Origin of the sequence: Halomonas aestuarii, assembly GCF_001886615.1 — a bacterium.
GTDB lineage: Bacteria > Pseudomonadota > Gammaproteobacteria > Pseudomonadales > Halomonadaceae > Halomonas > Halomonas aestuarii.
The window spans coordinates 2,814,446-2,827,000 of the sequence record NZ_CP018139.1 but is presented as its reverse complement, the minus strand read 5'-3'; the positions used below and the strand labels follow the sequence as shown (position 1 = coordinate 2,827,000).

At 61.6% G+C, this 12,555-nt stretch carries 11 protein-coding genes, 1 tRNA gene and 1 pseudogene; 8 read left to right on the top strand and 5 right to left on the bottom strand.

Annotated elements, in window-relative coordinates:
- The first annotated feature begins 161 nt into the window (after positions 1-161).
- The 8 genes from BOX17_RS13165 to BOX17_RS13130 all read left to right on the top strand — a co-directional run bounded on the left by BOX17_RS13165 (position 162) and on the right by BOX17_RS13130 (position 9,139).
- Positions 162-422 carry a helix-turn-helix transcriptional regulator gene (locus BOX17_RS13165; protein WP_083582162.1) on the top strand — a complete coding sequence of 87 codons (261 nt, stop codon included), beginning with the start codon at positions 162-164 and terminating at the stop codon, positions 420-422.
- 12 nt (positions 423-434) lie between these two features.
- Positions 435-803, top strand: coding sequence for a hypothetical protein (locus tag BOX17_RS13160; protein ID WP_071945269.1), 369 nt, complete (start codon positions 435-437; stop codon positions 801-803).
- Positions 800-3,127, top strand: coding sequence for a VapE domain-containing protein (locus BOX17_RS13155; RefSeq protein ID WP_071945267.1), 2,328 nt, complete (start codon positions 800-802; stop codon positions 3,125-3,127). The genes BOX17_RS13160 and BOX17_RS13155 overlap by 4 nt, the downstream gene beginning before the upstream one ends.
- Before the next feature lie 618 nt (positions 3,128-3,745).
- Positions 3,746-4,363, top strand: coding sequence for a recombinase family protein (locus BOX17_RS13150; protein ID WP_071945265.1), 618 nt, complete (start codon positions 3,746-3,748; stop codon positions 4,361-4,363).
- Complete coding sequence (locus tag BOX17_RS13145) at positions 4,333-4,773, top strand: hypothetical protein (protein WP_071945263.1); 441 nt, start codon at positions 4,333-4,335, stop codon at positions 4,771-4,773. The genes BOX17_RS13150 and BOX17_RS13145 overlap by 31 nt, the downstream gene beginning before the upstream one ends.
- A complete protein-coding gene (locus BOX17_RS13140; protein ID WP_071945261.1) occupies positions 4,754-6,163 on the top strand; it encodes a PBSX family phage terminase large subunit in 1,410 nt (469 codons plus the stop codon). The genes BOX17_RS13145 and BOX17_RS13140 overlap by 20 nt, the downstream gene beginning before the upstream one ends.
- Positions 6,164-6,617: 454 nt before the next feature.
- A complete protein-coding gene (locus BOX17_RS13135; RefSeq protein ID WP_071945259.1) occupies positions 6,618-7,391 on the top strand; it encodes a hypothetical protein in 774 nt (257 codons plus the stop codon).
- A 218-nt stretch (positions 7,392-7,609) separates the two neighbouring features.
- Positions 7,610-9,139 (top strand): Eco57I restriction-modification methylase domain-containing protein, encoded by a 1,530-nt coding sequence (locus BOX17_RS13130; RefSeq protein ID WP_071945257.1) that lies wholly within the window; start codon positions 7,610-7,612, stop codon positions 9,137-9,139.
- Between the two features lies 1 nt (position 9,140).
- Here the strand turns inward: BOX17_RS13130 and BOX17_RS13125 are convergent, their stop codons facing one another.
- From BOX17_RS13125 to queF, 5 genes and pseudogenes are all read right to left on the bottom strand, one after another.
- Positions 9,141-10,139, bottom strand: coding sequence for a BsuBI/PstI family type II restriction endonuclease (locus tag BOX17_RS13125; protein ID WP_071945255.1), 999 nt, complete (start codon positions 10,137-10,139; stop codon positions 9,141-9,143).
- Positions 10,140-10,339: 200 nt separating this feature from the next.
- A tRNA-Ser gene (locus tag BOX17_RS13120) sits at positions 10,340-10,427 on the bottom strand.
- Between the two features lie 116 nt (positions 10,428-10,543).
- A pseudogene (locus tag BOX17_RS13115) lies at positions 10,544-11,046 on the bottom strand (YiiD C-terminal domain-containing protein).
- Between the two features lie 2 nt (positions 11,047-11,048).
- Positions 11,049-11,609, bottom strand: a complete 561-nt coding sequence (locus tag BOX17_RS13110; RefSeq protein WP_071945253.1) for a nitroreductase family protein — start codon at positions 11,607-11,609, stop codon at positions 11,049-11,051.
- 108 nt (positions 11,610-11,717) lie between these two features.
- Positions 11,718-12,554 carry an NADPH-dependent 7-cyano-7-deazaguanine reductase QueF gene (gene queF / locus BOX17_RS13105; RefSeq protein WP_071945251.1) on the bottom strand — a complete coding sequence of 279 codons (837 nt, stop codon included), beginning with the start codon at positions 12,552-12,554 and terminating at the stop codon, positions 11,718-11,720.
- Between the last annotated feature and the right edge of the window lies 1 nt (position 12,555).

Genomic DNA, 12,555 nt, shown 5'->3' with positions numbered 1-12,555 from the left:
CAGCTAGGGAATGAACGCGAGGGGCCTTTCCAGGTTGCGTGATGCACCACCTCGCCGGAGTTCCTGAATCTTCACGTGATGTGGGGAAGCGTTCGAGCCAATGGCTCGCGCTTCCCTATTTTGTTTTTGGGCGCGCGGGCCGATGAACAGGACCCGCTACCATGACACAAGCAACCAAGACTCCTTCTCTCGAAGAGCTGCAAGCAGCTGCCAAAGCTGAGCTTGCCCGTCGCCAAGAACGCCGCCAAGCCCGGCCACGCCAAGTCGCCAAGTATTTGGAAGTGAGCATCGCTACGGTCTGGCGCTGGGCCGCTGAACGCCCTGACTTCCCTCGCAGCCGCAAGATCGGGCCGCGCGTGACAGTCTGGGACCTCAACGAGATTGACGCATGGGTTGACGCCCAGCAGTCGAACCAGCGTTGAGGAGGCGTCCCCATGAAAAACACCAACCAAGCGCCGAAAGCGGTGCCAGAGTTCGAGCGGGCGCGCTACGTCGCTCTGATTCTTCAACTCGACGCCTCCAAGGTCTACCCGGTAGGTGCCGACGCGAGCGAGGAAGGCAATCAGCATCTTGTTGATTTCGTCCTCGACTACCTGGGGCGTCTGGTCGATAACGCCGCCCAAATCAAGGCGAAGCTCGGCCCCAAGCCGCCCCGCTTCTATCAGCACATGCGGACCCTCCGCCACTGCTGCGACGTGATGGACGGGACTGCCGAACCTCCCGCCCCGAACGAACACGGCGAGTATGAGAACACCGACGGCTACCGCTGCCCCCTGTTTCTGTTGGAAGGGGGTGACGTATGACCGCGACTCAACACGACACCGCCGCTGCGCTCGACTTCCTTCGCCGATGGTCGCCTGATACAAGCTGGTGCCTCACTGCCATAGTGCCGGACGGCAAGACCGAAACGGCCACCTTCAAGCCCAGCGAGGAGGAGAAGGCCGCCGCGTGGATCGACGACCGGCAGGGACACAAGAATCTATATTTCCACGTGAACGCGACTCGGGGCCGCCGCACCTCGAAGCCCAAGAAGCCGGACATGGCCGCCTTTCGCGCGTTCCATGTGGACATTGACCCGGCGGCTGGCGAGGACTTCGAGGAGGAACGCCAACGGATCGCCGCAATGCTGAGCGACAACCTGCCCGAGGGTATCCCGGCCCCGTCGGTGGTGATCGACAGCGGTGGCGGCTTTCAAGCGTTCTGGCTGCTGGCCGACCCGTTGCCCATCGACACGCCCAGCGAGGCCGCGCCGGAGCCTTGGGCAGATGGCGAAGCCTATAACCGGGGCCTTGAGCTGGCCTTCCGCGCTGACTCTTGCCACAACTGCGACCGGCTGATGCGGCTTCCGGGGACCGTCAACCTGCCGAACCGGAAGAAGGCGAGCAAGGGCCGCGTCCCGACGGTCGCCCGCCTCCTGAGCTGGGAAGGGACGCGCTATCAACTGGACGACTTCGACCGGCTGAAGGTCACGGCGAAGCCTGCACCGTCTGCCATACCTACCGCTAACGGAGCAGATGGGTGGAGGATCGCTGACACCTCGATACCCTTGACCGTAGGAACGGCGGAGTTGACTGCGTGGGCCGATGCGAACAGAAAGACCATTGACGACTGGGCGCTGGCGCTAGTGACGACCGGCGACGCCTCAAAATACGACGGTGACCGCAGTGACATGGTGTTTGCCGTCACCTGCCACCTCGCCCGGGTAGGCGCGCCCAGGGAGTTGGTTGCCGGGTTGCTCCTCGACAAGAACAACGGCGCTTTCTATGAGCATGTCAACGCGCAGAAGGGTGACAAGCTCCGGTACGTTGAGCGTCAAGTCAATCGCGCCTATGCCGAAGTGGCCAAGGGTAACGGGGCCGCCGGGACCTTGCCAGGCGGCAGGGTCCTGACATGGGACAGGGTGAACAAGGAGGGCGAGCCACAACCCAGCTACTGGAATACAAGGACGGCGCTACAGCTCATGTCCGTGGAATGTCGGCACGACAAATTCCGCGACCGGAACCTGATTGGTGCCCACGAGCTACAAGAGTTCAGCGGGGACTTCTCCGACCACGCCGAGCGCATCCTGCGTGATGAGATCATCCGCCGGTTCGGCTTCGATCCGGGCGATGTGAACGTGAACAAGGCGGTTCTTTCGCTGTGTACGGAGAACCGCTTTGACTCGCTGATCGACCATATCCAAGCTCTGCCGCCGTGGGATGGAACACCGCGCCTCGATACCTGGCTGACCCGGTATCTCGGCACGGAGGAAAACGCCTACACCCGGGAGGCCGGGGCGGCTTGGCTCGTGGCCGCCATCGTGCGCGCCTTCGAGCCGGGGGCGAAGTTCGACCAGATGCTGGTGCTCATGGGGGCGCAAGGCGTCGGCAAGTCGACCGCGCTGCGGATTCTGGCCGGTGATGAGTTCTTCTCTGATGCCCCGTTTCTCCACGCCCGCGATACCCGAGAGGTATTGGAGGTGACGGCGGGTGTCTGGATTCTGGAATGCGCGGAGCTGGATGGGATCGCCAAGCGGGACGTGAACACTCTGCGCGCCACCATCACGCGCCAAGTTGATACCGGACGCCCCGCCTATGCGCGCAGCCCAGTGACGATGCCCCGGCGGTTCATCCTGGGCGGCACGACCAATGAGGACCGCTTCCTGCTCGACCCGGCGGGCAACCGCCGCTTCTGGCCGGTGGAAGTGACCCGGGTAGACCTCGAAGGGCTGGCCACTGCGAGGAACCAACTGTTTGCCGAGGCGCTGGCGCGGTATCGCGCCGGAACGTACAGCCTGCTGCTTGGGCCGGAGGCGTCGGCCTTGGCGAAGAACGCGCAAGACCGGCGGCGGGTGGTTGATGAAGGATTCATCGAAAGCCTCGAAGGACTCCGCGAAGGTATCCAGACATGGAAAGGCCAGTGGATCATCAAAACGTCGGCGGTCTATGACTGGCTGGCGATACCGGCAAAGGATCGCAACGGAACGATGCCCCGAAAGGTCAAGGAGGCGATGACCGCGCTGGGCTGGAAGCCACAAAAGGGTGCTGTTCGCCTCGATGGTGAAGTGTGCCGTATCTACGTCTGGGATGGCGAAGGCCCGCCCCCCGGGCTGACTGTATCCGAAGGCGGTGGCGGATGCCCGTTCTGAGCAGAATCGTGGGCTTTGGACCAGAGACGGCGGCGGGGGCAACCTCGCCGTTGTCGTTTCTGGCCGAACGTAACGCGGTCAGCGTTACGCTGAGAGTCCACGAGCGGCGTGGGCTTCCGCATGATTTCCAAGGGGGACGTAACGCGTAACGCGGGAAACGCCGTTACCCGGCCCGTATATAGAGCCCCCGTGAATATCGCCCAGGGCGCGCTAGCGGGTCCTGTTACGGCTCCTCCTCTCTGTAGTCTTTTCCCTATATCTCCCGTTACCGCGTTACTAAAAGAAGGGAAAGCCAGTAGGGACGTGGGATCGCGACGTAACGCGGTCTGCTGATTCCGCGTTACGTCGCGTTACCCCAGTTACGCCCGACGGCTGCCGCCTCCCTTGGGCTGAGGGCCGCCCGCACCGCCGCCCTGCTGGGCAGACCACCACGACCGGGCCGGTTGTACAAGCTACAGCAGTTCGGCGGAGTACCGCTCCGCCGCTGGCCCATACCCCTTTGGAATTATAGGCAATCCCCTAGTCTTACCCACCTTTCTACCCGCCTAAAAGGCTTCTTCGTATGTGTTCCGGGCGCTAGAATAGACCGGCATATCAACCGATATGCGGAGCGCCAGCATGGCCAATGTATCCCTGTATGCCCGGGTCAGCACCGATGCCGACCCGCCCCTGAGTGACCAGCTCGACCGCCTACGCGCTTGGGCCGCCTTCGAAGGCCATACCATCGTGGGCGAGTTCGCCGACGACAACACCCGCAGCCTTCAGGCAGACGCCGCGCGTCCTGCGCTGGACCGGCTTTCCCAACTCGCCTTCGACGGTAAGACCAACATGGTGGCAGCCGTCTCCCTCGACCGCCTTGGGCGTTCGCTGAAGCACCTGTTCGGCCTCCTCCGGGAGTTCGAGACGCTGGGGGTGGCCGTCTACATCGACAACCTTGCCCTCGACACCACGAACCCGGCAGGCCAGCTGGCCCTATCGCTGCTCGGTGCACTCAACGACTTCGACAAAGCAATGATGAGCGAGCGTTCCCGCCGGGGATACCGGAAGGCGAAGGCCAAGGGCAAGCGGATCGGTGCGCCCCGGCTATCGCCCAGCAAGGAAAATCGCGTTGCCGCCCTGCTACAGGCCGGGGTTTGCCCGCATCGGGTACGAACCCTCACCAACGTCGGCAAGGCCGCCATCTACCGGATCAAGAGGGACTTGGAATGCAAGCCAAGCGACGTAGAACAGCACTGACCAAGAAGGAGCAGGCCGCGCTCCCGGTCCTGCCGTCCGAAGCCCTCGACATTGCTCGTGAACTCGCCACCGAGGGCGTGCGAGAACACACGATCCGCCGGACCCTTGGGCTATCCCCAGCCCAATGGAAGAAGCTCAAGGAAGACAGCGAGGAAGGCGAGCTATCACCGCTGGCTCTGGCCCTCGAAGAAGGCCGCGCAGATGGGGCCGGTGAGATTGTCGCCTTCATGAAGAACAAGATGCTGGCCGAAGGCTCCGAGCGTGCCGCCGAATGGTTGGCGGATCGCGTCTTCAAGATCAACAAAGGCGACGGCAACGGAGACGACGCCCCGCGTGTCCTGATCCAGATAAATGCTGCCCTCAGCCCCGAGGATTATGGGAGGGTCATCAATGTCCAGCACGACCAGTGAAACCGTCATCCGCCCGACACCCTTCCAAGCTACGGTGCTGAGCATCCCGGAAGATCACTTCATCTTCCTGGGCGGTGGCCGGGGTGGCGGAAAGTCCTTCGCCCTCCAGCTTCTCATCCTCAGGCACTGTAACCAGTACCGCCACCGCGCTCGGGTCCTGGTGACGCGCCGCCGGTTGAAGTCGCTGCTCCAGTTCGCCGAGGAGCTGCGCGGCCTGCTGCGGTCGGCCTACGGCTCCGGGGTGAGTTACAACCTCAACGACAACATCTTCAGGGTCCCTAACGGCGCAACCATCCAGCTCACGCACTGCGAGTCGAGCGCCGCCCTACAAGATACCGTCCAGGGCATGTCCTTCTCGCTGATCGTGGTCGATGAAGCGGGCGAAGGGCCGGAGTTGCCGGTGATCGACTCGCTGGCGCTGACGCTGCGTGCGCCGGGCGTGCCCCTGCGGATGATTCTGGCGGGCAACCCTGGCGGGGCCAACCACTCGGCACTGGCTGAACGCTATGTCACGGGCCGGGACCCGTTCGCCCCCTTCGAGTTCGCGGACCAGAAATGGGTCTATGCTCCTTCGACGGTGGACGATAACCCGCACCTGCCGGAGCCATACCGCAAGAACTTCGAGGTGCTGCGCCATACCGACCCGGCCTTGTACAAGGCACACCGTCACGGCGACTGGTCGGCCATCGTGGGCGATTACTTCGGGGGCATCTGGTTCCCGGATCGCGCCGTGTTCGATCATCACGAGGTCCCGCCGGAGATGTTCTCAACGCTGAAGGTGTCGATTGACTGGGGGAGTGCCGCGCCCTGCGCCTCTGTCTTGGGCGGACGCCTCGCCTATGACGTGCGCTTGAGCGATGACCGGGTGATGCCGCGCGGGTCATGGGTGATCTATGACGAGCACTTCGAGTGTGACCCCAACAACATCAGCCGGGGGACGGGCCGGACACCTGGGCAGATCGCGCCCGCGCTCCACGCAATGGCCGCCCGCAGCCGGATGCGCGCCCGGGGCCTGATCGACTCCGCCGCCGAAGCCCGGACGGCGGGACGCGCCGAGGCGTCAATTGCCGACCTGTTCCGGGCCGCAGGGGTCCGGGTATCGCCTGCCAAGAAGGGCGCGCGGGTGCCCCGCTTTGAGCACCTCAAGTCGCTGATGGTCAACGGTGAGTTCTTCGTGGCCTCGCGCTGCCGATACTGGCTGGCCACTGTCCCAGCGCTGCCCCGGGACCCGAGGAACCCGGAGGACGTGGACACCGCTGCCAACGACCACCTACTGGATGCCACCTCATACCTGATCGCCGGGGCGTCGCAGGGGCCGGTCCGGGTCAGCGACTTCAACAGCGCGCCGTCACGGCTGCCCGACACTGGCAACCGGGTGATCTACATCTGACGGGAGGGATAGACCATGCGCCGGATACTCGCCTTGGTGGTTCTGCCAATTCTCGCCACCGTAGCCGCAGCCCAGGAGCCACCCCGGTACTCTGCGCTGGATACGATCAAGCGCGCGCAAATCGGCACATTCTCGCCAGCCTTACGGCAGGCCACCGAAAGGCCCGCCCGGGAGGCGGTGCGAACCGACCGCCGCCGCACCTTTGAGCCGCGCTGGGTCGCCTCCTGTAAGCCAGACCCGACGGAGCCGGGCGCGCTGATATGTACCCCTAAAAAGTAAGGTAAGATATTGATATACAAGTATTTATGGTAGACCGCTCCACAGCGTGACAGCTATTCTTCCCGGTAACGTGACGCGATACCGCGCGTCACCACAGGCCGGGAACAGCCCCGCTACAGAGCATCAGGGCCAGACCTCCCGGGATCATGACGACACTGGTCTGAGGAACAGCCCCATGCCTACCACAGCGAACACCGCCAAGAAGCGCATCGACTTCGACAACGTCCCGTCCGGGGTGAGCCTGAGCGAGGACAACGTACAACGTCTAAGCGACCGCGCGACCGAAGCCGCCACCGCCTTCCACCGCAAGCTCGACAAGCTCCAAGCGACCTTTGCCGAGGCACGGGACAAGTATTCCCGCGACGCCGAAGCGATGGTTGCCGACGCCAGCCCCGAGGACCGGGCCGCCGCCGCTTCCTTCGCCAATAAGAACGCCGCCAACAAGATTGCAGAGATGCGCCGCTCGCTGCTTGCCAGCTCCGAAGGCGAGCGTGCCGAGCTGCTGCGCGCTCTGAAAGCCTATTCCGATGAGGCCGAAGCCGTCGCCGCCGTCTGCGTGACGCCAGCGATGATGCTTGGGCGCGTTGCCTTGGGCGAGCCGAAGCGGACCCAGTACCAGCAGCAGCTCGAAGGGGCCGGGCCGGTCGAACTCGAAACCGCCGCCCGTCAGGCCGTCATGTCCGGGGATGTGGTGTTGGCCGCCGCTGTCGCTACGGTGATCGACCGCCGGACCCGGGACCGCCGCCCCTTCCCGGTCGCAGACTTGGCCGCCCGCGTGCTGGGCGAGGTCCATGCCCGAGTGAATGCGAAACTCGAAGGCGTCCGGCTGGCCTACAAGACCGCCGTTGCCGCTGATCGTGAGTTCGTGCGCGGCAAAGCCGATCCACTGATGAACCTTTCCCTCGCCCTCAGCCGTCAGGCCGCCGCCGAAGCGGAGGGCGAGGAGTAACCGAGCACTTGTGGTGCTGCCGTGAGGTAGTAGCGCGCCGTGATGGCGCGCCTTGGTCCCCGCGAAGCCGAAAGCCCGGAGGCGTCACGCCCTATCCTCAGCCGGGCCGGAGGGCTCCGGGGACCTCTTTTCGGTAGCCGAGGCCGCACCATAAAGGCGATAATAGCTCAACAAAAACCCTGAAACTTGTATGTGGCACAGTTACTTGTAGAGAACTCATGACCTTAGCCCAAGAACCAGTCCAGCTCCTGACAGCTTTGAGCCAAGCGGATACCCGCAGAAAGACCGTATCGCCGACCCTCGACCCTGAACGTCGCAGCAAGCTAGGGCAGTACATGACCCCCGCGCCGGTAGCAACGTTTATGTCACAGATGTTCGACACGTTGCCCGAAGATATTCAATTGTTAGATGCTGGGGCCGGAGTCGGTTCTTTAAGCGCTGCCTTTGTTCATGAAGTTTGCCAAAATCGCCCTTATGTTCGAAGTATCGACCTGACAGCATTCGAAGTCGACCCAGTACTGAGGGAGCAACTAGAGGCTACTTTAAGTGACTGTGAATCCGAGTGCCGCGTGGCAGGGATTGCCTTCACTTTCCGGGTGATTAGCGAGGATTATATCCTTAACGCTGCGGAGCCATTGCTGGCCGAGCAGGCCACCCCGAATCAGTACAATTGCGCCATACTCAATCCGCCCTACGCGAAAATCAATAGCAACTCGACTACCCGCCGGGCGCTCAGGGAGATGGGCATTGAAACAACCAATCTCTACACCGCTTTCGTTGCCGTAGCGTTGCTTCAGCTTGAAGATCAAGGGCAGCTAGTAGCGATTACTCCACGCAGCTTTTGCAATGGAACCTATTTTGAGCCGTTCCGACGCCTAATGTTTGAGCGTGCTTCTCTCTGTCATGTTCACGTTTACGACTCCCGTAAGCACGCATTTAAGGAAGATGATGTTCTTCAAGAAAATATCATCTATCGACTGGTGAGCGGGGAGCCGCAAGCAGAGACAATAACCATTTCATCAAGTCACAGCCCTGCTGACTTGAACCCGACGTCACGCGAAATACCGTTTAACGAGGTAGTGGTTCCGAATGACAAGCACTGTTACATCCGGCTGGCGGTATCTGAGGAAGACGGCACCCTAGCAATCCGGGTTCGGGCACTTCCTCATTCATTGGCCGATTTGGGAATCAAGGTATCAACCGGCCGCGTTGTCGATTTCAGGGCACGTGAGCACCTGAGAAAGGACCCAGAGCCCGGAACGGTTCCGCTGATTTACCCGAGTCACTTTGATAACGGTTATGTTTCATGGCCTAAGCTGGGCGGCAAGAAGGCGAACGCATTAGCTGACAACGACGATACGGCCAAACTGATGGTGCCAAAGGGGATTTATGTGCTCACCAAGCGCTTCTCATCGAAGGAGGAGAAGCGCCGACTGGTAGCCACCATCTATGATCCTGAGCGGGTCGACGCCGAAAAAGTCGGTTTTGAAAATCACCTCAACTACTTTCACATTGACGGAAAGGGATTGGACAGAGCCCTTGCGAAAGGCTTGCTGTTATTCTTCAACTCTACCGCTGTTGACCAGTATTTCCGGCAGTTTAGCGGGCATACTCAGGTGAACGCCACCGACCTCCGAAACTTGCACTACCCAACGGTAGAACGGCTTGATGAGGTAGGCCGCCGCATCGGTGACGAACTACCCCCTCAGGAAGAAATTGATGAAATAGTTGAGACGCTGTTAGTCTGATCTATTGATAGGACTCAACCAAAAGCTGTTTGGCTGGGTCCGCCTGAATCCAAATATATGTGCCAACAGCAATGTTTCCATGCGGACCTTGTCGTGATGCTGCTTCTTTCCACGTTAGATAGGCAGTAGTGAAACCAACCCCAGCCTTACCGCAACGATTTGCAAGACGCTGGACTTGATTTACTTTGTGGTTATCCACTTCACCGTCACTGGTGACGGCTTCGATTACCCACAACCAATCTGTATCTGGGTTCCATAGAAGAACATCGGGCATTGCATCCTCTAAAGTAATATCAATGCCGGCTTCGCCGAGGGTTTCTCGTTCTTTTTCTGAGATTCTATCTCCATCCCCGTCATCTATATAAATGACATGATATCCAGGAAGGAATCTTTTTGAATATATGTCTCTAGATGCCGCTATCAAATCAGAGTGACCATTTTCAACTGACTCTCTCGCAAGCTCAGCTGCTTCTGCTTGAAATTGACGCCGCCCCCGGATGGCATCGCGCTTAAACCACTCTGAAAGCATCCTCTGCCATTGCCCATCAGGAGCCTTCAAGATTGATACAAACTCACTTTCAAGACGGTAGCAACAGTTTGGGTTTTTGGGGAGATGTCCCGGAATGAACTGACCTTCATAAAGAGTTATTGCTTCTATTGCTCCAAGCTCTCTTAAAGGCTTGATCCAGTGATCGCGACCTTCGCGGTCAATCTTTCCTTGCCCTCTTTGCAGTATTCCGATATGACATGCGACCCTAGCTGTTGAGGCGCCTTCACAAAATTTCGCCCCCTCAGGAGCCGTTGTATATAAATTTTCAGTCTCATTATCGATAAGAGCAAATACAGCATCAACCATATCTTTCTTATCACCTAAATCTAGCTTGACCAGCACCTCTTCTATTTTTTCTTTTGTAACCCCTTGAAGCTTATCTGGAACAGCTACGCCATTTTTCTTAAGCCTTTTTTCCCGAAGGGCTATTACACGATCATTCAACCCCATAGCATTCCATCTCATTCAGCAAATAAACATTGCAAGAATGATATGGCCTAATGGTGTTTTGTGTCCATGTATAGAATTACAAACGTGCTTATATAGACTTTAGGATGAGATCCAGCCATGGCCCAGCGTTTCGTAATAGGCGGGTACTTAGGCGGGTAAACGAAAAAACCAGCCGTAAGAGGCTGGTTTTCTTAAATAAGTGGCGGAGGGGGAGGGATTCGAACCCTCGAGGCCTTTCGACCTACACACTTTCCAGGCGTGCTCCTTCGACCACTCGGACACCCCTCCGCATTGTGGTTCTCGAGTCGACAGGCTCGGACTGTGCCGTGCCTTCTCCTCCAGAACGGCGCACATGTTATCGACTTAAGTGCGCGATTGCAAGCCGTTTTCCCTTGATCGCCCGCTCAGCCGGCGGGCAGCACGGCATAGTCGCCCCGCGCCTCCAGGCAGAGGGTGTCGCCGCACCAGAGCCGCTGGACGAGAGCGATGCGCCCCTTACCACGCTGCTCGAGTCGACCGGCCAGGGACTCGGGGCCGGTCTCTGCCTCGGGCTCGCAGACCAGGCGGTAGTCGCCGGTCACCGGCGCCAGGAAGCGCTGGGTGGCCTCGGCGACCACCACGTCCCGGTCGATCCCGTGACGACGCAGCCATAGGGTGGTCCAGCACCAGCCCAGCAGCGTGGTCTGGGCGGTGAGCGCGCCGCCGAAGCCGGTGCCCTTGTCGTTGAGGCTGGGCGCGAGGGCCAGCTGCCAGCTGAGGCGATCGCCGTCCCGGCGCATCTCGCGAATGCCGAGGGCGGCCACCATGGGGATGGCATCGCCGAGCCAGGCGAGGAACTCGGCCAGGTCGTCCTCCCCCCGGGGGAGGGCAGTGGCAGGCGCGGGTGGGGAATGCCGATCTGGCGCATGGTCAGTCCCAGCGTTCCACGAAGGCCTCGATGTCGTGCTCGGGCAGCGGCTTGTGGCGCCCGCCCGGGGTGCCCAGGTAGAGGAAGGCCACCACCTCGTCGTCCTCGGCAAGCCCCAGGCCCTTGCGCACCGTGGGGTCGAAGGCATACTTGCCGCTGCGCCACATGGCACCGAGCCCCTGGGCGTGGGCGGCGAGCAGGATGCCGTGGGCGGCGCAGCCGGCCGAGATCACCTGCTCGATCTTCGGCACCTTGGGGACGTCGGGCGAGACCCTGGCGATCACCGCAATGATCATGGGGGCCCGCCGCGGCTTCTTGCGGGCCGCGTCTAGGGCCGCGTCGCCCGCGTGGGGGTCCTCTCGGAACTCCGCCTCGGCGAACAGCTCGCCGAGGCGCGAGAGGCCCTCGCCGGAGAACTCGATGAAGCGCCAGGGGCGAAGCTCCTTGTGGTCCGGCGCGCGAAGGGCCGCCCGGTAGATCGCCTCGAGCTGTTCGGGACTCGGCGGCGGGCCCATCAGCTTGCCCATGGAGCTGCGTTCGTGCAGCAGCGTCAGCGCGTCCATTGAGTGCCTCCCTTGGCTACGATCAGACGAGAATATTTCTCGAAACTCTACCAGCTGACCGCCCTACTGTCGTGCCGGGGCGGCGGCCTCGCCGATCACTGTCTCGCCTCACTGTCTCGACAAACGCAGGGGGGACGGCGGGCGCTCGCCGGGGGTGGCGCGCCAGGGGCTGATGTCCAGCCCTCCACGACGCACGTAGCGCGCCAGCACCAGCAACCGCTCCGGCCTGGCCCGGGCCATCAGGTCCATGAAGATTTGCTCCACGCAGTGCTCGTGGAAGTCCTGGTGCTGGCGGTACCCGATCAGGTAGCGAAGCAGCCCCTCGCGGTCGAGCCTCGGCCCGCGGTAGCGGATCATTACGCTGCCCCAGTCGGGCTGGCCGGTGACGGGGCAGTTGGACTTGAGCAGGTGTGAATACAGGGTCTCCTCGACGACCTCCTCCCCCACCGTCAGGTGCTCCGCACTGGGGGTGTAGTCCGTGACCTCGATGTCCAGGTCGTCCAGGCCCTGACCGGGCAGGCGGCGCGGCAAGAGGGCCTCGTGATCGACGTCGAACAGCTCGACGGAGACCGCCGACCCGGCCGCCTCGGCCAGGTCGCGTTCCAGCGTGTCGATGACCGCCTGACGGCTCTCGAAGCGGGTCTGGTTGAAGCCGTTGAGGTAGAGCTTCCAGGACTTCGACTCGATCAGGAAAGGTGAATCCGCCGGCAGCCGGAAGCGGGCCACCGCGACGATGGGCTTGCCGCGGGCATTGAGCCAGGAGACCTCGAAGGCGTGCCACTCGTCCTCGCCGACGAAGGGCAAGGCGCCTTCCTCGATGCCCAGCGGGACGCGGTTGGCGGCCCGGGGGATGGCGTAGAGCAGCCCGGCGTCGTACTGCTCCGGGTAGGCGGCGTCACGCCCCAGGGGGGCATGCTCGAGGGTGTCGGGTCGCGTCGGGGTCATG